Genomic DNA, 23825 nt, shown 5'->3' on the forward strand with positions numbered 1-23825 from the left:
AATATATCAGCCTTTGTCACATTCCTGACACAAATACAGTCCCACGTTCTAGGAACGTGAGACTGAAAAATCTTGCGTGTGTAACCAGCTATATTTCCTGCGCCACAGCCACAAACAACTCAAATGGCGTAGTCCCATCAGGCATCCCCGATAATCTTTCACAAATCAGGCGATAGCCTCGACCATACTCATCTTGGCGCCGTTCTAGCTGTTCTTTCAGCATCTCAGCGTATGGGATCTCTCCAAGTTCGGTCATCATATGAACTTCTACCCATGACGCAAAGCCCTCTAGATCTTCTAAATCTAACACGTGAACATCCAAGTTTTCAAACTGCCAAATATGTGTCAACTCGTGTGCTAAGGTTGATAGAGTATGGACCTTTGGTGACCCGTTTTCGATTAACACCTTAAGAGTACCATCCTGATCTATACTCGCTTTCCCGCTGATACGCGGATTACCCGCTTCTGGAATAAAAGGTAAATTACTAAGTTTGTGAATGTCCGCAGTATTTAACAGAGAAAGCTCGATATCGGTACTTATCGATACCCCATAAGTCTCTTTGAAAAATTCGCGAACCTTCATATAGAGTGGTTCTACTTGTGAAACTTGGTCGATCGCTGACTGCGTACAGGTCAAGCATCTCTTCCTGCCGTCATCCAGCTGATGGAATTGGGCGGAAGAAGACATCTTTCCACAGAACACACATTGCGTTTTGCTGTTGATTATTTTGACAATATCATCGTCTACTTTACGACCTAAATATTCAGTTCGAACCTCGCGAAGCTTCTTCCTTGTTAAGAGCTCGTCGATAATCGTAAATGTATCAGATAACGCAAGCTCGGCTGGATATTGGTCGTAACCAAAACGCAGATAATCACTTGTGCCATTGCTTTCCTGTAATAACCAATAGAGATAATCGTTCAAGATATCAAAGATTTTTTCCCAATTATCACGAATCGCTTCTAAGATCCCCATGTGGACTGGCGAATCTTCAATGATGTATAACGTAATCTGCCCCTGCTCTTCAGGGACACCTCCCTCAACTACCAATCCAGGCGTAACTAGTTTTAGCTTTTTAGAAAATGCTTGCCCCTCGTCAAAGAAGTCATCCTCCAATTGCGTACACGCCTTAACAAACGGATGAGTATCCGGAAATAGCGAGATAAACAGCTCATTTAATAACAACGCTAACGTAAATCCAATCTGCGTGACGTTTTCGATTGGCTCGTCTTTCGAACGAATCTGGATGCTTAAGAGATGACCATTCTCATAAACTCTCTTAATCTCTTCATCTTGATGAAAGTGATGAACCTTCATTGATTTTAAATTTAACATCTGAGTTAATTCTACATAACCACTTGTTTGGATTTCCACCTGAGCCGAAATCGCACCAATGCTAATCGAAAACCGTTCAAATGATATGTTTTTATTGGCAAAGTGGTGTTCCTCCCCTAGTCTACTAATCTTAAAATCCGTTCTCGGGCGATAATATTTCTGTTCAAATAGCGGCTCAAAGTTCACTTCCACGACACCATGCTCCAAATCCACTTTTTGAATCTTATAAAGCTCGCCATTAAACGAATGGAATTGGCCAGGAAGATATTGTTGGTAAATATGCCCTTCAAAGATTTCCGATATCGTTTTGTTGTTATGCTTAATTTCAATAAAACGAAATCCTTTCGGTAAAATCTTTTCCTTCGCTGAATATGGAATCCGATATTGGGTTTTCCTCACAAAATCCCGTTTCAAACGATCAAAAACTAGTAATTCCTCTGATTCAATATTGAAGCGATATTCTAATTTTGGACCAAAGGCTTTCGAAAATAACTCGTGCACGCCTTCGACAACTGAGCGGTAAGAGCTGATGTTTGCTTTCCTTAAATAGCTTTCTACTTCTTCTTCGCGAATATAAAAATGACATAATCGCTCTAAAAGATAATAGGCAACACTCCAAATCGATTGCGACAGACGTGGCGCCAATGGCGAAACTGTCCGATTAGTCGTCATATAAAATTCTAGCTGATTCGCTAAATAATCTCGAAGTAAATAAGGTGGGCACACCACATGGACAAAGGCCGCCAATTTGCCGGTCCCCTTCCACAAATTCAAACTATCTACTAAATTATGATGGTTGTCTCTCACGAGCAGAAAAGCGAAATCATCAGTTGGAATTGATAAGTTTTTATCATGAATTTTCATCATTTTTAAAAATTGGTCCAACGTCTCTAAGTCAAAGCCTAAATCAAATAAACTCTTCTTCGCATCCATAACCTCTTGAATGCTTTCTTTCACATTCGTCTTGTGTTGGTTGATAAAGTGAACAGGCTCAATATTTGCCCTTAACGCAGGCAAGGATAGGACCACTTCCGCTTCTAGCTGCCGATACGATATTTTGGGCAGAAGGGTATGCTGAAGCCATTTCTCCCCTTCTTTTTTCCATACCATATAGTGTAAATGTTGAGTCGTATTGGAGGTCGTGACGATATCTCTTGGCTCGCATTGTAATACATTTCGAATTGTATGCTCTAAGCCTTCATACCACTCTGTTAAAACGATATATTGAGGCTTTTTCCCAATGAGCTCCCTTACGTTCAAGTTAAACGCATGAATAATCGTTGAATAATTAGGGATCAATTTTTCAGCCTGTAATAATAGAATCCCTTCTAGAATCTTGGTTTTTTCTAACTGGCTTAAGTAGTGCAGGAACCGTTTTTCTTTTAAAATATCTGGAGAAACAATTAACACATCCGAATTGGTATTTTGCTCAAGGGCATCTAAATACGTGCTTACCTTCCATACTTGTTCGATTCCTGATACCTCTTCAATTCCCTTTGTCACCCAATCTACCGCATCTAATACGGCACTTTGATTGTGAGCAATGATCAATATTTTCTTATTTTTCGTCAACAAATGATACAAAGCTTGGAAGAAGTAGGCTGAGAAATCTTCGTAAATCACATCTTCTATCATGACATCCTGTTCTTGGATGATTTCCGACATCATTGTCGTATAGCTTTCATCAATAATCAAATTCTGCTTTTTTAATCGTTCGCAAATCGCATTAATTAATAACTGATGCTCCGAATCAGTTGAAAGATGTTCGTAGGCAAAATGATGGGTTCGATGATGAAACTGCTCATTCTCCTTCACTTTTCCAACCGCTAACAGTCTGTCCGCCCATAATTCCTTGTATTGCCCAAACAACTCCTCATAGGTGGCAAGCGTTCTAGAAATGGCATCCTTTCCATCTATCGTGCCTTCACTATACTGGAATCGTCGACCATTCAAAAACCAAGCAATCTCCATTAATAAAACAAAGGAGATGATCGGATATTTAGGTAAATACTCGATAAAAGAAAGGGTATACACATTCGCAATGATCAGGGTTACGAGAAGAACGAGCGGTAACAAACTAGCAAATTTGAAAAAGCTAGACAGGTATGTCCATTCCTTTTTCAAAAAAATTCGCCCACGACTTTTTGTATAAACAAGTGAAACCGTTCCCGGCTCGAAGTACTTCCGGTTCCATTTGTCTAGTAATCCTTTCGGATAGAAAATGGACGCGACTTTTTTCAAAAAAACGACCATGCGCTGGATCCAGCGGTACTTCTTTGAGGCCTTTCCAAGTGACTTGGAAGACAGACTTCCCGCAAGCTTCCAAGTCCATTTCACTGCCAAAAACGTTACAATGAACGTGAAATTGAGCAACAGCTGGACATAGGTTAATAAAAATGGCCATTTATCTCCAAGGAATTGTTCGTATAAACGCGTCATTCTGCCATCCAACTGAAGGAAGGTTAAGCAAATTAATAGCGCCACCAAAGGGAGCCAAACTTGTTTATAGCGTCGTTCCTTGGAGAAATTAGCACTGTAGAGCAAGGCGATTCCGATGGCAAAAACGACGAGACTTCCTAAAACACCGTTGAGTAAGTTCATAGTTTATACACCTTGTCTTCTTGGATTCGAATTTGATCCAGTTCATTAATATAGGTGGATGGATACTGTTCCCTTGCGCTACCGAGATATACTTCGATTCCATTCCCATTCAAATCAAGTAATCCAAGCTGTTGGAACGGAGAATAGATAGCGTTCTCGATGACACTCTTTTCATATTTAATCGCAGGAACTCGAATTTCTTGCTTGATGTCGGATTGATCCTTGTTGATTTGAAGGATATGAAGTAATCGGTTTGTTACCTGAACAAACTCGTCTAATTTAATCAGATGATAGCGATGCAGAACATTATTCTCCTTCATCTCTTCCCCAATCGAGGACACTTTCTCATGATATCTTCTTAATGAAAAAAGCTGGAATAACCGGTTTAAATAATGATTGTATTGATGCTGGGAATCCACTTGCAGTTGATAGATATTGTCCGTATACACATAGATTTCCTCCTGAAACTTCCATACAGGCCGATGGGAATCTCTTTTTGTCAAATAATATCCAGTATAGGTTACGAGACCAAGCAGAACCAAAACCAGTACTACATGATATAGTGCGCCTTCACTAGGCGCATTTAACAGCCACATAGGCACGATAGGAAGAAGTAAAATCATAAAAACGAGGATGCTCGTAATCACGAATTGACGCTGATTCGGAATTTGCTGTAGCAGAAAGTTCATCTTTTTCTTTGCAGCATTTACGTGTTTTCGCCACAAGGTAAGAGCTTCAGACATAGAAGGGGCGGAATCGATGACCTCTTGATGGACAGTCGCTATTTGTTGAACTAACTTCTGTTTATAGTCATTAATCTCCAGCAACTCTTCTTCTTCCAAAAACTCATTTTTCCTTTTTAAGACATTTAGTTTTTTGATTGCTTCTCTTGAATTACGAAAGAGCTCTTTTTCACGATCAATGAGCGTCGTTTCGGCTGTGAAAAGCTGCCCCTGCCATTGGTCAAAGAAATGACCTGTAATCTTTTGATTTTTAGCTAAAGGACGGTCCTCACCCGTCTTTTTCTCGAGACTCGCTGCGGTATAAGGAGTAAATTCATCCTCTTTTAAACGATTCGTATGAAACTGATTTTGAAGCAATAGCTGATCCTCTAACTGCCGTTTTGCTTTTAACAAGCTCACGAAGTAATTTTTCAATAAATTTTCAAGCCGTTCCTCATCCAACGTTATTTGAATCACACTCGTACTCCCTTTTTCCATCCGTTCAATCAGCTTCGGATGATGGCTGATGGTCAGTAGAAAATAGGCGAGTTCTAAATACCCTTTAATTCTTTCCCGGTGAGAGCTTTGAATGATTTCCTGGCGAACGATGCGAATATCACCAATTTCACTTTGAATTCCAACATGAAACTTCAAGCTGCTCGATAGCTCTTTCGAAGGAATAAAATTTGTTAACGATGAGGTTAACGGAAGCGAGTTGATTTGCTTCATTCTTTTCAAGAAATCATCCAAGACAATCTCTAATTGACTGACCGTCATCCAATCGTCAAAACGCTTTTCGAAGTCTGCATCCCTAAACAACTCTTGCTTCTTATCAATTAAACCAATGAGATAATGAGTCACACGATCACTCTTCTGCTGTAACCCCTCCATAAACTCTACGCCTGGTTGGTCTAGAACCACATTTTGCAACTGTACCGTTTCGCCCCATAGCTTATCCAGCTGCTTAATTTCATCAGCGGCAAAGCAATTACCAGATTGAAAACCAGACTTATCAGGCGATAGATAGCCATTATGATCCAGCTCCCAATATCTTCGTAACAGCTCTTCTTTTGGAGCGTAGTCGGAATTTCGTAGAACCATGTCTACCAGATGTAAAATCGTTTGGAGAGGATAAAACCCCTTGTCCCGTAAACGATACAGAATATACTGCTTGATCTCTGAAAGCTGTGTGGTCAACCGTTTACGTTGATTTCGTTCATCATTTAAGTTTAATAGAATGATTAACTGCCAGTCCTTAATTCGGTGTCGATCCAAGCTCTCAACAATTCGATCCACCAATGATAAAAAAAGAGGACCAGAGGCCGAAGCCTCATCCTCCCAATAAAAAGTTAATTCGTTTTGATTTTGCAATCGGTAGAAAAAAGGTTCAACTAAATGCCAGTCTTCATACTTTTTACCTAAATGAATCACGATGGAGTGCATGAATGAACCCTTCCTTTATCACACTAACACTCGTTCTTGATTTAACGAGGCTAGCTTATTGTTAATATCGGTTAACCAATTATTGTACTCTTCTGTGTTCTTATCGATTTTTCCACGGACAACAGATTCATCCCAAAGCTGTTTAATGAGTTTCGCAGACTCTCGCTTAGCTGACTCTGTTTTGTGTACTTTCGTGAAGTAGTCGACGATTTCATTTAACAAGCATTTCCGTAGGCTATTGGCTCGTTCTGTTTGACTGGCATCTGCCGCAATAAATTCTTGATCATAGGCCAGCACAATATCTAAAATATTCTGCATGCCATCCTTTCTTACTTTTGCGACATTTAAGGCGCCTTTGACAAAATCATGTTCCTCAATATTACGGCTATTTCGGATTTGATTTTCTTGAATCTCTTTATAGCGCTCCAGAATCTCATTATAAATAACGGGATTATGTGGCAAAGCTTCATGAAGGAGAGACGTTTCTTCGCGAACCTTCTCATTGGATTTGAAAATTAATTTCGTGCCTTGATTTCCACTATATTGATAAACTCTAACCCCATCAGAATCTACTACCTGCAGCCATCCATAAATAAACCCAATTAACAGAGCACGGTCCGTGCGGTGAATCTCAAGTGCGGCTTGCTCTGGATTTAAATCCGGCATATATGCGGGTAAATGCCAATAGCGATCTAGGTGCGGCGTAATCGTGCGATTTTCATCCTCATTCAACTTTGTAACTAAACGATGATACGCCTCATAATAGACACCTGGCGGCTTGCCATTTTTACCAGCCGAGAACTTGGAGAAATCACTAACAGATAACCCATAATGAGCACGATAACAGATGATTTCATTGCGCTTAAAGGCGTCGTCGACAATTTGTTTTTCATTAAATAAATCGTTCCGTAGCTTCTCGGCCACTAATTCATGGCTTTCATGATGGATTCCCCAGAACTTCAACGCGCGATAATCACTCGTAATCGGAACAAAGGGATTTGCGAGCTCCTCTAACGCTTGGATTCGCTGATAAATATGGTCATCATCGTCTAACCCTAAACGGCCCGCCTCAATTTTCAATGCTTGGATAATCGTAAAATCCAACTTATCTTGATGCTTGCTCACTAATTCCTGACTGCAGAAGGCTAAGACATTTTCTTTATAAAAAACTTCAACCTTCATTTCTTTAAAAAATTCTTCTGCCCCGCGATTGTTTTTCTTCTCCATAAACCGGTTATATAGACTGGAATAAATTTTTTGCGATATATTATCTGGTAAAACACCATTATCCACCGATTGACGAACGCGCTCCCATGTCAGCTCGAGCATCTTCTTATCAGCTAACACATACGTTTTCGTTGGGTCACTCACGCCTTCAAACTTCCGTGCTAGCTGGTTAATCTCCACTTTCAGCGTTTCCCGCGTTTCAATTAAATGATCGAAAAACCGCTCCCAATCGGAAATTAAATCTTTAATCGATTGATTTACAGCCGAATACACCTGCTCTAACAACTTGGATAGCTTATAGCGATTCAGCGACTGAAACTGATCATTCGCTTTACCGGTATACTCTTGAATAAATTCCTTAAACGGATTTCTAGTCAACCTTGTAAAGAGACTCTGTTTTAACGCCTTATCCACGCGACGAACAGCATCGTCTACCTCACCGTCATTCGTATCAAGATCATATATTTCTTCATATCGATCCATTTTCTCCTTTAACAGGCGATTCTCTTCTTTTAAACTAGAAATCTTCTCTAGTAATCGATTTTGAATGCTATACAAAATATAACGAACGCCCACTGGGTGCACTGGTGTATCTTTTTTTAAAATCCACGTATTTAAACGATGGGAATGTCCTTCCGCCCCGGTTTGTGAATGGTAATCGGCCTCCATAATTTCATGAACAATATAGTGACTGTATTCGTTAATTTTTTTCGTAATCTCAATCTCATAATCTTCGAGGGCGGCTTCAACTCGACCAACCTCTTGTTTCGCCTTATCTTTTAATTTCAGCTTTCCATCATCAATCCGGCAATGCTCCTCATAATCCTCTTTTAACTCGACATCATCACGAAGCACCTGCTTCACATATTCCTCGACCGAATCTAGGAATAGATCCGATTTTGGAGCCCCTTTTTTGCCTTTGTCTTCTAGTTCATGAACCTGCAAATCGAGCTGACGGAAAAACGGATTAGGCTTTTCGGGATCATTCGCCTTTTTATTAAAATAACTAACAAAAATCTTTCGAATCTCTGGTTTGTCCGAGTTAATGCCATTACGTAAGTCCGCCTCATGCTGCTTCTTATGATCCTGAAACAGCTGGTCCAATAACAGCCAAGTATCATCTAATCCATTAACCGACCATTTTAACGCACAGTAATCGACAACATCCTCATACGGATATGTTAACGACGCCACTCCTGCGCCGCAGTATCTTGCTTGACCATCAGATTCTACTAAGCTCCGAATTTGGTTATCTTCCTGTGAAAAACTTCTCGCCGAAATTGGGCTAAAGAGCTGCAGATACACCGAACGTGCTACTTGGTCCATGTATTCAGAGACATTCGTCAAATGCTGCCCCTTCGCGTTTTCATAGTCATAAAGAAAACAAAAATCATAGGGTAGATGCTTATCGGTAATCGCATGGGCGGTACGTCCCTCAAGGTCAATTTGGTTAGGGCGATATTCGAGCTCGATGGTGACATTTTGTTTTTTATGGCCAGAGGCACTAAGCGTAATTGCATTTAGCTCTTTGAGACTGGCATACCCATTCCCTTGAACCGCCTCCCACTCATTTCGGTCAAGCGTATTACTTCTCACTAAAATATCGGGAAGTAGAAACGCCCCACGAATGAGCACACTGTCTGTCCCCAATTTTCGCTCGAGCATTTCTCTTAAATAAAGGGCAATTTGTAAAAAAATCCCCGAACCTGTCCCACCTACCAAGGAGCTAATAATAATCACGCGGACCGAATGCTGATTGGATTGGCTATCAACTGGAAAAATCCGTTCAATTCCATCCCACATCGCATTCAATTTCCCTTCTGCCATCGCCGAACGAAATGCAAGCCTTGAGACAGCGCGTACTTGTCCTGCGCCTTCCGTCATCCCTTTTCTTCGTAGATGTGTATTAGGTGGAAACCATTTCGTTAATTCACTATTCGCATCTAAATATTCACCCACCGAGTGGTTCGTACTCGTTTGTGTTGCACAATTTCGTAAGTAATCCAATTGCGAAAGGCTGTTCGCATCCGTATCAAAGGCATGAATCGCCACTCGACCTCTGTGCTCTGGAGGAACGCTACCGAATACCATATTGGCAATACTATTACCGATCCCGCCTAGTCCGATTAAGATAGTTGGTACATTAAAACTCATTGTCGTTGCCCCCTTTTATAAAAGTATGATGGGTTGGGCACTCAAGTAAGGGCCCAAACCCGTTGTTATTGTGCTTTGAAAATATAAACCGTGTCATACGTACCACGTTCAATCCGAATCTCATTATTATTAAAAATCGCAAGATCCTCCTTGTTGCTTTTCTCAGCTAGCTTTTCAAACTTCACCACAAAGCTAGACTCTTGACACTCCTTCGTAAGCAGGACCCGATCCTTACTCGCATGTGCTTTAAATGTCAAATCGTAAATGGACTTTTTTTCAGCAAAAAAAGGAATAAGCCATTTGCTGAACCAGTTTGTGTGGAAGTCTAACGTTTCGCCTCGCACATCTTGGATTCTCCCTTTTCTTCGACTTCGTTTGTATTCAATGGATATTCGATCACTGTCAAATCTAGGTTTCTTAATAATTCCAACAATGTAAGCAAGGATGGCCAGTAGCCCCAAGAGCTTCAACAAATCCATTCCATATTTTTTAAATGGTGAAATATCTTGAATCGTTACGGTGAAATTCGCCTCAGCCACTTCCTTCGGATAGGACCCAGGGAGGGTGACCTTTAACGGAACATCTCCTACAGCCGTTCGAAAAAGCGGAGCTAACCCTTTAGGATAGAGGAGAATTTGATTTCCAACCTGTGCCGTTTCGATCTTAAGGTTTTCTGGTACTTGAATTTTAAGATGAGGAAAAATCTGTTTCAGTTCTTCCTCCGAAATTTCTTTGCCATTTATCATCGGAGTTATTTTTAACGGTTTCGCCTCATCGAGTTTATTTAAAGCGGCACTCCATGAATCCGAATCAGCGACTAACTCCATTTTTCGAGTTTCTAGAGACTTAAGGCTTGTTTCCTTTTCTTTCTGATAAAAACCCTTAATATTGACTTTCACTTTTACAGGAATCTCACCCTTATCTGTTAAGGTAAAGTCGCCTTTGAATTTATTAAGCTTACGATCATATTGAAGTGGAACTTTGTCTGCCCCGATTAGAGCTTCTACTTCAAACAAACCATCAACATCAATAGTACTTATATTGATTTCTTCACCGGTACTTTCACTCTTGATAAGCGTCGTTTCAACCCTCATCTTACTACCCTCAAAGAAAACGGAAGCGTCATCCGTCAGGTTCCCATCCTCAGTGATTTTTTTAACATCAATCTTAAAATCAACGGCTGGTTCCGCTAACACCTGGATATTCTTTTTTTGATCTTTAGTTAATTGCTGATCAAAGACAATCTTATACGTACCGCTTTCGATGATGGCGTCCCCATTTACATTTTTTAAATGAGTCAGCGTTCCGCGAATCGGTGGATTGATTTGATGTGGGTCATCTGGTGTTTTTATTTTATAAGGACCCTCCATCCCTTGTTTGATGCGTTTGTTATTGACGTAAAATTCCTTCATGTTAAAGGAAGCCTGTTCTTCGGGTGATTGTTCAATGATCGAGATTCGCCTTAATGGAAAAGGAGATTCTAAGATTAATTGATTTCCTTCGAGAGTGGGATTTAAATCAAACAGCTTTTCCTCACTCGGATCTCGATTGGTCATTAGAGCGGCAACTTCATTAATGCGGTCAATAATTTCTACTTGACCATTGCTCTCTAAAACTAGACCATCCGAGCTTTCTTTCCATTGACGTTTAAAGTCGGCCATGATCAGCTGCTCTTCCTGGTTCAGATACGTTTCAGTGGGGATCAAAGTGGTGTGCATCGTCGCACCTTTCTTCTCCACTTTTCCTTTTAACTCTTCCAAACTTTTAAAGAGATTTTGTTTTGTTTTTTCAATATGCTCTTTCGTACTATATTTGCCACTTCCAGGAGTTAGTTCAGCAAAAACCCCATCAGTCAGAACAATTAACCAAAAATCAGAGTGATCGTAGCTATCCGCAAGCTGATTAAGTTCATTCATAGCTGTATGTAAAGATTTGATAGGAGTCCCACTTCGTTTATTCCAAGCTCTTATTCGATCAATCCCAAGTTGACGAAGATCCTCCTCTAACTCGACCGGCTTCGCTACCTCTGGTGAACTCATATAAACGACCTTAAGCTGATCCTGTGTATCCATTAAAGCGACGAAACTTTGAAGCGCATAATTCGCATATTTCCAATTATCAATTGGCAGTTTTGTTCCATCAGGATTTTTTTGTTCCCACATACTACCAGAATCATCGTAGACCAGAGCCACAATCTTATTTCTAGGAATCCGTGGATCGGTTTTAGCTTGAACAGGTGAGAGGATGCTGCAAAAGGAAAAAATGAACATAACTAGCATCATAACCGCGTGTTTATACTTACCTATCATTCTTTAAACTCCCTTCGATACCAGCACACACGATAAGTTATCATTTTGGTAAGGCTCTAAACAACCTTTGGTAATTACTTCTATCTTATACAGGAAGACCGTAACTCATGACCTATTTTTGAAAATATGGAACAGGCTTTGTGGTGTAGGGGTATGGCTATCTTGCAGGAGCTTTGGAAGTGGGGATTTTAATCTCAACTATTCTACAAAAAATAGCGCGTTTAAGAATTTATCATCTAATCGGGTAGTAACACAAGTAACGCAAAAGAACCCTGCCTTATTTGCAAGATTCCTCCTTTTGTTTATAAAAAAACCTCACATCAATCAACTTCGTGCATGCCCCTTCTCCCCACGCTGACACCATTTTAGTACACCATATCCACGAAAAGATGATAAACTAGATTAAGATTAAATAAGAGTATCTCTGGGGGAACCAATGTATATAAAAGTAGATTCAGTGGCGCTATTAAATCATTTCAACCAAATTTGGATGGAATGTTGGCTTGAAAAAGGGTATTTTTTAGAAAATGAAAATAGTCTCACAGATCGTTATATCATAACTGACATTGAAGAACGAAAAGTTGGAACGATTGAATTTAAACCGTATAGCTTAGACCCAAAGAATAATATTAATACTGTATTTCCGTTTCATGAGCTAGAATCGATTGTCAAAGAAACAGATTCAGTCATTGAGATTGACAAGGTGGCCATTTTAAAAGAATTTAGGGGGAAGAATCTCGATAGACTTTTATCCCTATTTGTCCATTATACAGAGGATCATGATATAAATTATTGTGTCGTTTTGCTTGAAAGAATTTTTTACAAAGCATTAAAAAATGTTTATAAGATTCCACTCGAAGCAGTCGGTGAAAAAATATATTATAAAGGGGATTATGTAATTCCAGCTATTGTTTGTCCTAAAGAAATCTACCAAAATAAAAAAGATTACAAGTGGATTGTTTCTATCAACCAAAATAAAAAGAGAAAACTTATTTTAATATAAATCAAGATTGGAGAATTAGATGTATAGCCAGAAAATAAAGAAATTCGCCTACCTTTTTATAATTGTTTTCATTTTATCGAATTTGCTTTGGAATGTAATTTTTAAAGATAAACAAATATTTTTGGATTGGGGCGGAGTGACCTTTCAAGTTATTGCTTGCCTAACCTCTATTGCTTGGCTTTGTTTTAGTTATTGGAAGCATGAAGGGAAGGCTAAAAGTTTTTGGTTATTACTTGCATTCGGGGTTCTTTTCTACTTACTAGGAACAATAATTTGGGCATATGATGCTTTTATTCTAAAAGGTAATGGACAGACGAATAACCTACCAGAGATTCTCTGGTTGGGACAAAATGGATTTTATTTTATCGCACTCCTTGTCTTAATGAACCAAATAAAAAGCCATTTGTTTACGATTCGTTTCTTCTTAGATATGTTAATCGTGATGTCTGCTGCCATGACTTTCAATTGGATATTTATTATTAAACCGTTACTAAGTCATAATACTGATGTTGTTTTAAATTTCACTGAGTTTCTTTATCCTATTTTAGATCTAGGTGTCCTTGTTGGAGTTTTAAGCTTTATTATTGCTTCAAATGGTATTTTTAGTAGAAGCACATCCTTTCTACTCATCTCTGGATTCTTAATTCAAATTATTGCAGATACGATCTTTTCCTATCTGAAGGTTATGAATTTATACACGGTCGGGAGTTTAAATGAACCTTTATGGATTTTATCGATTCTGTTAATAGGTTTATCAGGAATTTACCATATTCCGAAAGAATTCCGAACCAAACGTCCGAAAATCCACTTATTTTTTCGACATAGTATTCCATATATGGGAGTTCTTTTACTATCGATTTATGTGATATCGGTTCTCTACAAGACACATCCTATCGTTATGGGATTATTTTTAAGTATATTATTGGTTATCTTAAGACAATTATTTACTTTAATAGAAAATGATAAACTAGTGAATCAATTAAATAGTTTAAATGAAGAATTAGAAGTGAAAGTTAAGGAAAGAACGGATAAGCTTGTAGAAACGGTTAATTCGATGGAATATCTAGCCTACCATGATGTGGTTACCGGACTGCCAAATCGCAGATATTTGCAGAAAAGACTTTCGTTAGCTGTTAGTAATAATAAATCTGGTGACAAGAAAATTGGCTTTATGCTACTTGATTTGGATCGGTTTAAACATATAAATGACAGTCTTGGTCATTCCTATGGTGACCTATTATTAAAAGAAGTCGGGCAAAGGCTAGTAAATTGTATGGAATCAAATGATATAGTCTGTCGAATCGGTGGTGACGAATTCGTCATACTAATCGAAGATACTAATTTTGAAAAGATAGAAAATAAAGCAAAAAGTGTTTTAATTTCCTTGAGAAAAACGTTTGTTATGACGGATTTTGAACTTCATATCACCCCAAGTATCGGGGTATCAATTTTCCCTGACCATGGTAGTGATTTTGAAGCTTTACTAATGAAAGCTGATACCGCAATGTACAAGGTAAAAGAAAAAGGGAAAAATCATTTTATGATTTATCGCTGCTCTATGAGTATGGAGCCAATGATAGAATTAGAAAGTTCATTACGTAAGGGTTTAGAGCGTGATGAATTTATTCTCTACTATCAACCGCAAATCTCACTCCTTACAAATGAAATTGTGGGCGTGGAAGCCTTAGTACGTTGGGAAAGACCTGGCTTTGGTTTGGTTCCGCCATCAGAATTTATCCCTTTAGCTGAAGAAATGGGATTAATTGTTCCAATTGGGGAAAGGGTTTTATTGGAGGCTTGTAAGCAGTCTGTTTCCTGGAGAGAAAAGGGATTACCAGTATTTAGGATTGCGGTAAATATATCGTCCTTACAATTTCAACAGAATGATTTTATTGAAACAGTATCTCGAATAATCAAAGAAACTCGAGCAAATCCAAATGATATTGAATTGGAAATTACCGAAAGTATGGCCATGGGACCTATTGAGAAAAACCTAGCGAAACTTTCCTATTTAAAAAAAATGGGCTTCCTAATTGCAATGGATGATTTTGGTACTGGATATTCATCCTTACATTATTTAAGCCAATTTCCAATAGACCGACTGAAAATAGATCGTTCCTTTATTTCATCTCTAGGAAAAAGTGAAAAAGATGCTGCCATAGTAAAATTGATTGTCATGATGGCAAAGGGGCTGAACTTCCAAGTTCTTGCTGAAGGGGTTGAGGAAGAGCTTCAAAAAGAGTTTTTAATGGATATTGGATGCGACGAGTTTCAAGGCTACTTATACAGTCCTCCTATAAGTGCGGACGACTGCGAAAAATTAATGCTAGCGAATGCTGTTCCGTTACAATCCTAGAGCAGAATGAATTACTGAAAAAGGGAGTTGATCTAAGTATATCAACTCCCTTCCTTTTTATGAGGCATGGGTATGGTTCAATGATAGATATAATTTTATACATGTTATATTCATGTGTATTTTTACACCTCATCGTTGTTTTTGAAACCTTGAAAAGTTAGATTTAAGTACACATGTAATCGCCATTTAATAAACTATCCTTCTGAAAAATAAGCTAAGTAAATAAGCTCTCTTCAATCACCTTCAATACCTGAAAAGCTCCAGAAGAATGGTTAGAAGGAATGGTAACTTTCAATCCAAGCTCAGGATACACGGCTGAATGGAAGCACACTCCTGGGTCATAGCCCATAACATGGTACTTGAAAATCCGATTATTTCGTTTGTTGATCCAAATTCCATATCCATACTCTACATCCTGTTTTACTCCAATGTGTGGGGTTAATAGTATGTTGGTAGAATCTTCACTTAATAGCTGATAACTCATCAAGGCTTCCCAAAACCTTATCATATCAGGCGCAGTTACATATGCCCCACCATCGGAGCCACCTTTGATCGGAATGGAGTAGGTATTTACTTTCCATGTTCCGTCTTCATGGTCGATGTAACCTAAGGCAGCGTTTTTCGGTAGCTGATCTAATGAAAAGTAGCCTGAATCCTTCATGCCACAACGTTGGAAGATATTTTTTTCGACATAGTCTGTAAAAGGGAGGCCAGTTTGCTGCTCCACAATCAATCCCAATACAATGAAGCCTGCATTATTATAATGAAATTTCTCCCCTGGCTTGAACTTCATTTTTTCATTCTGAAACAAAGGAAGAAAATCCTTTAAACTTTTTAATAGATACATAGGAGTGTGCTTCCATAGCTCTTCAAAATCGTCCATTATATCTTCATCAAAATAGTCAGCTATCCCTGAGCTATGTGTTAAAAGATGGTGAATAGTGACATTCTCATCGTAATGGGGAAATTCTACATCTAAGCAGTCCTTCATTTTGGTATCAAAGGAAATTTTGCCACTCTCTACTAGTTGAGCTATCGCCACGGCTGTGAACAGTTTGCAACCTGATGCAATTCCAAAGCGAGTATCAATCCGATTCAATTGTTCATCCGAGCGATTAGAATAACCAGCAGCTGCCTCCATAATGACTGTATGATCCTTCTTTATACTAATAGCCCCTGAAAATTGTGTTTCTTCTATTAATTTATCTATGTTAGTAAGATTCATTTTTCCCCTCTCATTCTAACGATTTTTAGATTTTGCCGCTCTAGTTATTTTCATTATAAATGATATTTTGGGAAATTGTAGAAGAACTTGTTAGTTTCCAATCTAACTGACCACATTCGATATAAACACTCTCCCCAAAAGGCTAGCAGAGTATTATAATTAAGCAACGGCAAAAAGATAAGTAAGGAGCAGACAAATGAATCTTGTATTAACTGTAGATGAACGTGAATCGCTACTCTCTTTACTAACAGATCAACAAAGAACCTTCATCCTAGAGCATGTTAAAAGAGGTAAAAAAACAACATTTGCTAATGAAATGGCAAAGGATAAAGGCCTGGTTTTACCTAGCGAAGCTTCAATTGAAGACATTGAAATGCTATTAGATGAGTGGGTACTTGAAGACTATATTGACAATGGTTTTATCAATTCAGAAACTCCTTGTGAATGTGGAAGACCTCTACGGCATCAATATATTGTTAAACATAAAAGTACGAATGAAATCAGACGATTTGGGATTACCCATTTTGAGGAACATACAGGTATTCCAGCTGAGATTGTTAGCGCCATTAAAAAGGGATTTTCAGCAATTGATTATGAAATGGATGATCTCCTTTCTAAGATAAAAAGGAATTGGAGTTTAAATGATACGAAACTTTTCATCCCTGATGGGTTTACTTTCCCGAAGGAGATTCGTAATCATCTTGATAACCAAGTTCCGCTATTAGATCGGCACATTCAGCATTTAAGAAAACTAGTGAGTCAATTTAGGGATGAGAGAGAATCTATTAAACAGGATGTTCCGGAAGTAAAGAAAGAGTTTAATTGGGATTTCGATAGTCCAATGGAAGATGACCAAGTTTCATTTGAGTTTGATTTATTTGAGGAAAAAGAGGCACAATCCCCTACAACGGAATCACTTCCTATCAATAATTTATCTGGCCCAATAAAGGATAAAATATTGCAATATCTAAGAACCGTATCTAGTACACGAGTTATTTGTGAGCTTTTAATTAAGAACCACATAGTTGCCAATCAAAGATACATAACTGGCAAACCTAAGATTTATCCTTATGTTTGTTTTTTTCTTGAGGGGTTAGTATCACAAGGGGAACTTTATCTTGAGGATATTAATGGTCATGAGGATCGATTTTATAAGTTATTCAAATAGAAGCGTGAAGCACATTCCCTGACTTTTCCAATATAATCCTATAAGATTAGTATTATATTGGAATAGGAGGGAATTTAACGTTGTTTCAACTAACTAAAAGATTGGCTTTACTTATTACCTTTGCATTATTATTTAGTTTCATTGGAGGGCACACTGCTACGATTGCTAGTGCTAAAGTTTCAAAGGTGCCCATTACCAATCCCAAAAGTCATCCCCAGTTAAAGGAGTATTTCATACCTCTCAAGGATACATATGAAACCACTGACAACGGGGTCAGTGTTTATTTTGAAAGAAAAGATATTGGCTATGCGATCACTAGTCATGTCATCGCCAAGAAGAATGGGAAAACCTTATGGAAAAAGAATTACCATGGAGGTGTTGGCCTGCTAACCGTTGAGGGGAATTTGATTTTTCTAGATGAGGGTAATCCAAATTCATCCATTAATGGCCCGTCCACCCTGATCGTCTTAAATACTCAAGGTAAAACGGTAGCGCGAGCAGAATTAAATGGCTCTATTAATATGAATGGCTATGAATATATCCGCTCTGGAGATATCCTCTACGTTGTGACGGATCGCTCATTCGAGCGTCTTCAAGAGGGTGGAACAAATCCAGGTAAATTATATTCCCGAGTAACGGCCATTTCGGTGAAAACAGGGAAAGTCCTTTGGACAAAAGGAGCTGGGTTAGTCACCCATCCGCCAGTTCTATATAAAGGGAAAATCTATGTCACGGATCATTTCAATGGTTTAGTTTCCTTTGATTCAAAAGGCGCTAAAACCCTCTTAATTAAGGATACAACCTTATATGGTAAACCATATTTTTCTCCAAAAGGTCAAGTTTATTTATCCTCTACAGATAGTAATACCTATGTTGAGAGCTTACGCATGTACGATGCTCAATTTAAACTGGCATGGTCCAAGCCTTATACAGGATTTTTCCTTGAGTTAACCTTTGACCAGGACCTTGCGATTCTATCAACCAATGAATATATCGATGCGAAAACATCTATTGGCTATGACTTTAGTGGGCGTATGTATACGTTTAATGATAGTGGTAAATTGCTCTGGTACTTTAAACATCAAGGATATAACAGCATGGGGACTGTTGTTTCAGGAGATAACTTATTTTTCATTAGTAAAATCATGAACCCTACTAAGGAATACTTTTTCAAAAATGATATCGTATTATTTAACAATAGGATTTGGGGCTTAAACAAAAGAACAGGCGCCATTACCTACCGAACCGGCTGGGGAAGCTACTATTTCCCAACCTATCAATTTCCTATTCAAGGAAAAATCCAAAAAGCAAACGTGCCGATTATCGAGGAAGCTTCTTCGACTAACAAGAAGTCATATTATTTATTAAAATAATGTGTGGGGAGGTACTCCCCCCATCAAGCAAAGAAAAGGAAGTTGATCACTTAGATTAACTCCCTTTTTTGCTTTATTCAGCTATATTACTTTGTATTTACGCTATCAGCACCCTACTCCCCAACAGCCTGATACAAATCCATACTAGTTTCTACAATATAACGATCCTACTTTTCGGCTTATAACGAACCCTCAATTTCGCTCATCATAACTTTCATTGATTGTAACCCGCCGCCGCTTAAGTACCAGTTATTTGGCTCTAGGTAGATAATTTTTCCTTCTTTGAATGCAGTTGTTTTTTGAACTAGTTCATTTTCAATGGTGTCTTTTGCAGCTGCGTCTGCGCCGACTGCTGTGTTACGGTCGATGACGAATAATACGTCAGGATTTGTTTCTAATACGTATTCAAATGTAATGCTTTGTCCATGTGTGGAAACTTCAATACCCTCATCAGCAGCACCAAAGCCAAATACATCATGAATAATACCGAAGCGTGAACCTGGTCCGTATGCACTAACTTTTCCTTCGTTCGCTAGTAAAATTAATCCTTTTTTATTGAGAGCAGTCGTTTTTTCTTTTAACGCTTCGATTCCAGCATTGATTTCCTTAATTTCAGAAGCGACAACGTCTTCTTTTCCAAAAATCTTACCGATTAAGTTCATGTTTTTCTCAAAGGATTCCATGTAGTTCGCATAGTCTAATTCAACAAAAACAGTTGGGGCAATGTCAGCAAACTCTTCATACAATTCAGCTTGACGAGCTGAAATAAAGATAACATCTGGTTGCATCGCATGAATTGCTTCAAAATCCGGCTCTTTTAAGCTACCCACATTCGTATAGGTATCAGCAGCATATTTTTCTAGATAAGTCGGAATTGTTGTTTGCGGTATACCTGTTACTTCAATGCCTAATTCGTCTAATGTATCTAAAATACCAAAGTCAAATACGACTACTTTTTCAGGATTCTTTTTAATAACGGCTTCTCCGTATTTATGAGGAATCGTCATTTCTTCGGTAACCTTTGCTCCTTCACCTGAAGCTTTTTCCGACTGACCTTCATCCTTTGATCCACATGCTGCAAGTATTAGCACCATTGCCAAAATCACCATTAACAAATTACACTTTTTCATATAGTAACACTCCTAACAGTTTTTTTAAGAACTAAAATACACACAAATTCGACAGTTGTTCATTTCTTGGATCGGAATATCCATATCGTAAATTTCCTTTAATGCATCAGACTGAATGATTTCTTTGGTTGGGCCATTCTTCACCACTTTACCATCCTTCATCGCTACAATTTGATCGGAGTAAACCGAGGCAAAATTAATATCATGGAGGACAATGATGACAGTTTTTCCAAGCTCGTCCACCAGTCGACGCAAGATTTTCATTATTTGCACCGAGTGCTTCATGTCTAAATTATTGAGCGGTTCATCGAGTAATATGTACTCGGTATCCTGTGCAATAACCATCGCGATAAACGCTCGTTGTCGTTGCCCACCTGATAACTCATCTAAATATCTATCCTGCATATCGGTTAGGACCATATACTCTAACGACTGATTTACGATTTTTTCATCCTCATCGGTTAAGCGTCCCTTCGAGTAAGGGAATCGACCGAAGGAGACGAGCTCTCGAATTGTCAGTCGCACATTCATATAATTGGACTGTTTTAAAATCGATACCCGTTTCGCAAACTCATTCGATTTCATTTTTTTCACATCGGTTTGGTCAATCAACACTTCACCAGTATCGGCATCTAACAAACGGCTGACCATGGAAAGCAAGGTGGATTTACCAGCACCATTTGGTCCGATGAAACTCGTAATTTTTTCTGGTAAAATATCAACCGTCACATCTTCCACGACTGATTTCTTCCCATAAAATTTCGATAAAGCTTTAACTTTAATCACGATGCCTTCCTCTCCTTCAGCAGTAAATAAATGAAATAGACGCCACCAATGAAATTGATGATGACACTGAGTGTCGTTGAAAACGTAAAGACACGTTCGACAATCCACTGGCCGCCGACTAAAGCAATCACACTCATGAAAACAGCTCCGCTAATTAACACACTGTGTTTGTACGTTTTGAAAAATTGGTAGCTTAGGTTCGCGACGATTAATCCGAAGAAGGTAATCGGTCCGACTAAAGCAGTTGAAATCGAAATGAACACCGCGACAAGAACGAGCATTCTTTTGACGATGGCATCATACGGCACACCAAGGTTGATCGCCGTTTCACGACCGAGGGATAGCACATCTAAATATTTCACAAAACGCCAAGCATATATCATTAACACGGCTACAATAACGACGGCAAGCCATACGAGGTCACCATTGATATTGTTAAAGCTCGCAAACATACGGTCTTGAACAATCTGAAATTCGTTTGGATCAATTAACACTTGAAAAAAAGTGGAAATACTAGAGAAAAACGTTCCGACAATAATTCCAACTAATAATAAAAAGTAAATCGATTGGCCGCCTTTTTTAAATAATAATTGATAGATTAAAAGGGCGAAAACAATCATCGCGACTACGGATATCATAAAGTTGACTTGTTTATTCACGACAATCAGATGGTCCGAGCCTAAAAAGAAAATGACAACCGTTTGTAATAAGAGGTAAAGAGAATCTAGCCCCATAATACTTGGTGTTAATATTCGGTTATGAGTAATCGTTTGAAAAACTACGGTCGCATAGGCGATGGTTAGTCCGGTAAGAACCATGGCGATAACCTTCGTTGCACGCCTTGGCAACGCATAATCAAAGCTCCCATTCAAATCATGAAACAAATAGATTGCACAGCATCCCGCAGCGATGATGATAAGGATTGCCATTCTCACTGAGTTACGCATATGCCTTCCTCCAAAATAGTAAAAATAAGAAAATCCCACTTCCGATGACCCCAACCATCAGGCTGATGGAAATCTCATAAGGATAAATAAGTAAACGACCTAAAATATCGCAAACTAGTAAAAAGATAGCCCCTAAAAGAGCAGTGTGTGGCAATGTTTTTTGCAAATGATCGCCTTTAAAAATGGAAACGATATTCGGGATAATTAAGCCAAGGAACGGGATAATCCCAACCGTTAACACTACAGTTGTTGTTATAAGTGCCACGAGGATTAGGCCGATATTGACGACACTACGGTAGGCCAGCCCAAGATTTTTTGAGAAATCCTCCCCCATCCCAGCCACGGTAAAGCGGTTGGCATAAAGATAGGCGATAATTAACACGGGGATACTGATATAAAGTAGCTCATAGCGCCCCTTCATAATCATCGAAAAATCGCCTTGCAGCCATGCAGACATATTTTGAATGACATCAGCGCGGTATGCAAAAAACGTTGTAGCCGAGGACAAAATATTTCCGAACATTAAGCCGACTAGCGGAATGAAAATAGCATCTTTAAATTTAATTCGGTCCAGTATATGCATGAATGCAAACGTTCCTAATAGGGCAAAAACAAAGGCCACAGCCATTTTTTCAAGCATCGTCGCGTTGGCAAATAAAAGCATTGAAACCAAAATTCCAAGCCTAGTTGCATCTAGCGTTCCAGCGGTTGTCGGCGAGACAAATTTGTTGCGACTTAGCTGCTGCATAATAAGTCCGGCGATACTCATTCCCGCTCCCGCAAGTAGGATTGCTACCAATCGAGGAACTCGACTAACAAGGAATATTTGCATCTCATCTGATTCAAAATCCAACAAATCCTTTACTGAAATACTACTTACACCAACAAACAATGAAGTGACAGAAAGGACAACAAGCGCTATTAATAAATATCGTTTCTTCATGGCTTTCTCCAACTTTTCTTTATTCTATTCTTAAATAATGATAGTGAAAATCATTATCACTTTTACAATGTTGATTATAGCACTATGAATACTTAAGTCAATCCTAATTGAGAATATTTTTCACTGACTTTTCTAAATTTGAAGAAAGTTTGAACGTGGTTACTTGACCTCAAGCGAAAAAGGTTGTGCCAAAATTTCTCTTTCAAGAAAACTTGGCACAACCTTTTTCAATTCAATCCTCTTACCTTATTGTGCTTATATAATATAGGTATGCTATTTCTTTGGGAAAATTAAAAATATTAGTATTGAGGTAAAATATATGTTTAGTAGAGAGATAGAAATTCATACACCTTCAACAAATTGTGTTCAGATTCTTGCCGCAGGTATTGCACATGAGGTGAGAAATCCATTTACAGCTGTTAAAGGATTTCTAAAGCTATTAAACGAAGAAATTAATCATCGATACATTCTGACCATGGAGCAAGAGCTTGATAAGGCTTTAAGTACATTAACAAATTTATTAAATGTGACAAAATCAGATTTTCATGATGAACCGTCCGTACCCATTAATCTGTGCCAAGAAATAGATTCTATTTCTTACTTATTTAATGAATGGCGACTACAACCTGAAAATCACCGATACTGGAAACGGCATACCAGAAGAAAACCTAACGATGCTAGGTACCCCCTTCTTTACAACGAAAAGCAATGGAACTGGTATGGGTCTTACCCAAGTATTCACGATTATCCATCACCATAAAGGCCGGATTTCCGTCCAAAGTGAGGTAGGAAAAGGGACTACCTTTCATATCTGGTTACCTATTCATCCTAATACATAGATTTGCAAAGGAGAGAATCATAATTGAATGATCATCAAGAGACAGTAGAAATCTCTTATCAAGTAATATCTGAAGCATTAGAAATTATTACAGTGGCTATATTTAAGGACAATCAGCTACTGCATATCATTTCTGGAAAAACAGATATGATGATATCTAAATTAAATCAAATTTTCAACTAAGTGAAGCGTGGGGACCATCCTCATGCTTCTTCTCATGTATAAACAGGTTGTGGATTATTCTCTCTAATGCGTAACAGGAAG

At 38.5% G+C, this 23825-nt stretch carries 15 protein-coding genes and 1 pseudogene; 7 read left to right on the top strand and 9 right to left on the bottom strand.

The genetic code is table 11. From position 1 onward, the window contains the following. Nucleotides 1-88 precede the first annotated feature (88 nt). The 4 genes from LRP83_RS07290 to LRP83_RS07305 all read right to left on the bottom strand — a co-directional run bounded on the left by LRP83_RS07290 (nucleotide 89) and on the right by LRP83_RS07305 (nucleotide 11792). Complete coding sequence (locus LRP83_RS07290) at nucleotides 89-3937, bottom strand: hypothetical protein (RefSeq protein ID WP_230496036.1); 3849 nt, start codon at nucleotides 3935-3937, stop codon at nucleotides 89-91. Continuing rightward, complete coding sequence (locus LRP83_RS07295) at nucleotides 3934-6102, bottom strand: hypothetical protein (protein ID WP_230496037.1); 2169 nt, start codon at nucleotides 6100-6102, stop codon at nucleotides 3934-3936. Before LRP83_RS07295 ends, LRP83_RS07290 begins: the two co-directional genes overlap by 4 nt. An 18-nt stretch (nucleotides 6103-6120) precedes the next feature. Next, nucleotides 6121-9483, bottom strand: a complete 3363-nt coding sequence (locus tag LRP83_RS07300) for a tubulin-like doman-containing protein (protein WP_230496038.1) — start codon at nucleotides 9481-9483, stop codon at nucleotides 6121-6123. A 65-nt stretch (nucleotides 9484-9548) separates the two neighbouring features. After that, entirely contained in the window at nucleotides 9549-11792 is a 2244-nt protein-coding gene (locus tag LRP83_RS07305) for a vWA domain-containing protein (RefSeq protein ID WP_230496039.1), read from the bottom strand. A gap of 436 nt (nucleotides 11793-12228) precedes the next feature. Here LRP83_RS07305 and LRP83_RS07310 point away from each other — a divergent pair, with 436 nt between their 5' ends. Together LRP83_RS07310 and LRP83_RS07315 are read left to right on the top strand one after the other, a co-directional pair. After that, nucleotides 12229-12795, top strand: a complete 567-nt coding sequence (locus LRP83_RS07310) for a hypothetical protein (RefSeq protein ID WP_230496040.1) — start codon at nucleotides 12229-12231, stop codon at nucleotides 12793-12795. Nucleotides 12796-12877: 82 nt separating this feature from the next. Next, on the top strand, nucleotides 12878-15151 hold the full coding sequence (locus LRP83_RS07315) for an EAL domain-containing protein (RefSeq protein WP_230496041.1): 2274 nt from the start codon (nucleotides 12878-12880) through the stop codon (nucleotides 15149-15151). Nucleotides 15152-15365: 214 nt separating this feature from the next. On the opposite strand, the gene LRP83_RS07320 is transcribed toward LRP83_RS07315, so the two are convergent. Beyond that, complete coding sequence (locus tag LRP83_RS07320; protein WP_230496042.1) at nucleotides 15366-16376, bottom strand: serine hydrolase domain-containing protein; 1011 nt, start codon at nucleotides 16374-16376, stop codon at nucleotides 15366-15368. A 196-nt stretch (nucleotides 16377-16572) separates the two neighbouring features. On the opposite strand from LRP83_RS07320, the gene LRP83_RS07325 reads away from it, so the two are divergent. Together LRP83_RS07325 and LRP83_RS07330 are read left to right on the top strand one after the other, a co-directional pair. Next, entirely contained in the window at nucleotides 16573-17544 is a 972-nt protein-coding gene (locus LRP83_RS07325) for a DUF3895 domain-containing protein (RefSeq protein WP_230496043.1), read from the top strand. Between the two features lie 80 nt (nucleotides 17545-17624). Next, complete coding sequence (locus tag LRP83_RS07330; protein WP_230496044.1) at nucleotides 17625-18917, top strand: outer membrane protein assembly factor BamB family protein; 1293 nt, start codon at nucleotides 17625-17627, stop codon at nucleotides 18915-18917. Nucleotides 18918-19096: 179 nt separating this feature from the next. Here LRP83_RS07330 and LRP83_RS07335 read toward each other — a convergent pair whose 3' ends face one another. From LRP83_RS07335 to LRP83_RS07350, 4 genes are read right to left on the bottom strand one after another with little or no spacing between them, the layout of a single operon-like run. Further along, nucleotides 19097-20047, bottom strand: a complete 951-nt coding sequence (locus tag LRP83_RS07335) for a siderophore ABC transporter substrate-binding protein (protein WP_230496045.1) — start codon at nucleotides 20045-20047, stop codon at nucleotides 19097-19099. A gap of 24 nt (nucleotides 20048-20071) precedes the next feature. Then, entirely contained in the window at nucleotides 20072-20833 is a 762-nt protein-coding gene (locus LRP83_RS07340) for an iron ABC transporter ATP-binding protein (RefSeq protein WP_230496046.1), read from the bottom strand. Then, nucleotides 20830-21780: an iron chelate uptake ABC transporter family permease subunit gene (locus LRP83_RS07345; RefSeq protein WP_230496047.1), complete on the bottom strand. Its 951-nt coding sequence runs from the start codon at nucleotides 21778-21780 to the stop codon at nucleotides 20830-20832. Before LRP83_RS07345 ends, LRP83_RS07340 begins: the two co-directional genes overlap by 4 nt. Further along, complete coding sequence (locus tag LRP83_RS07350; RefSeq protein WP_230496048.1) at nucleotides 21773-22723, bottom strand: ABC transporter permease; 951 nt, start codon at nucleotides 22721-22723, stop codon at nucleotides 21773-21775. The genes LRP83_RS07345 and LRP83_RS07350 overlap by 8 nt, the downstream gene beginning before the upstream one ends. Before the next feature lie 319 nt (nucleotides 22724-23042). Here LRP83_RS07350 and LRP83_RS07355 point away from each other — a divergent pair. The 3 genes and pseudogenes from LRP83_RS07355 to LRP83_RS07365 form a co-directional block, all read left to right on the top strand. Continuing rightward, nucleotides 23043-23204: pseudogene (locus LRP83_RS07355) on the top strand (histidine kinase dimerization/phospho-acceptor domain-containing protein); the annotation flags it as partial. Nucleotides 23205-23397: 193 nt separating this feature from the next. Beyond that, nucleotides 23398-23562: an ATP-binding protein gene (locus LRP83_RS07360; protein WP_230496049.1), complete on the top strand. Its 165-nt coding sequence runs from the start codon at nucleotides 23398-23400 to the stop codon at nucleotides 23560-23562. A 23-nt stretch (nucleotides 23563-23585) separates the two neighbouring features. After that, nucleotides 23586-23744 (top strand): hypothetical protein, encoded by a 159-nt coding sequence (locus tag LRP83_RS07365; protein WP_230496050.1) that lies wholly within the window; start codon nucleotides 23586-23588, stop codon nucleotides 23742-23744. Nucleotides 23745-23825: the final 81 nt, after the last annotated feature.

The organism is Pseudoneobacillus rhizosphaerae (assembly GCF_917563885.1).
Taxonomy (GTDB): Bacteria; Bacillota; Bacilli; order Bacillales; family Cytobacillaceae; genus Pseudoneobacillus; species Pseudoneobacillus rhizosphaerae.

Excerpts from the sequence above, each read along its gene's own strand:
- LRP83_RS07335 (WP_230496045.1), bottom strand. The coding sequence starts at position 20,047 with ATGAAAAAGTGTAATTTGTTAATGGTGATTTTGGCAATGGTGCTAATA.
- LRP83_RS07350 (WP_230496048.1), bottom strand. The coding sequence starts at position 22,723 with ATGAAGAAACGATATTTATTAATAGCGCTTGTTGTCCTTTCTGTCACT.
- LRP83_RS07345 (WP_230496047.1), bottom strand. The coding sequence starts at position 21,780 with ATGCGTAACTCAGTGAGAATGGCAATCCTTATCATCATCGCTGCGGGA.
- LRP83_RS07360 (WP_230496049.1), top strand. The coding sequence starts at position 23,398 with ATGCTAGGTACCCCCTTCTTTACAACGAAAAGCAATGGAACTGGTATG.
- LRP83_RS07310 (WP_230496040.1), top strand. The coding sequence starts at position 12,229 with ATGTATATAAAAGTAGATTCAGTGGCGCTATTAAATCATTTCAACCAA.
- LRP83_RS07290 (WP_230496036.1), bottom strand. The coding sequence starts at position 3,937 with ATGAACTTACTCAACGGTGTTTTAGGAAGTCTCGTCGTTTTTGCCATC.
- LRP83_RS07320 (WP_230496042.1), bottom strand. The coding sequence starts at position 16,376 with ATGAATCTTACTAACATAGATAAATTAATAGAAGAAACACAATTTTCA.
- LRP83_RS07300 (WP_230496038.1), bottom strand. The coding sequence starts at position 9,483 with ATGAGTTTTAATGTACCAACTATCTTAATCGGACTAGGCGGGATCGGT.
- LRP83_RS07295 (WP_230496037.1), bottom strand. The coding sequence starts at position 6,102 with ATGCACTCCATCGTGATTCATTTAGGTAAAAAGTATGAAGACTGGCAT.
- LRP83_RS07325 (WP_230496043.1), top strand. The coding sequence starts at position 16,573 with ATGAATCTTGTATTAACTGTAGATGAACGTGAATCGCTACTCTCTTTA.
- LRP83_RS07305 (WP_230496039.1), bottom strand. The coding sequence starts at position 11,792 with ATGATAGGTAAGTATAAACACGCGGTTATGATGCTAGTTATGTTCATT.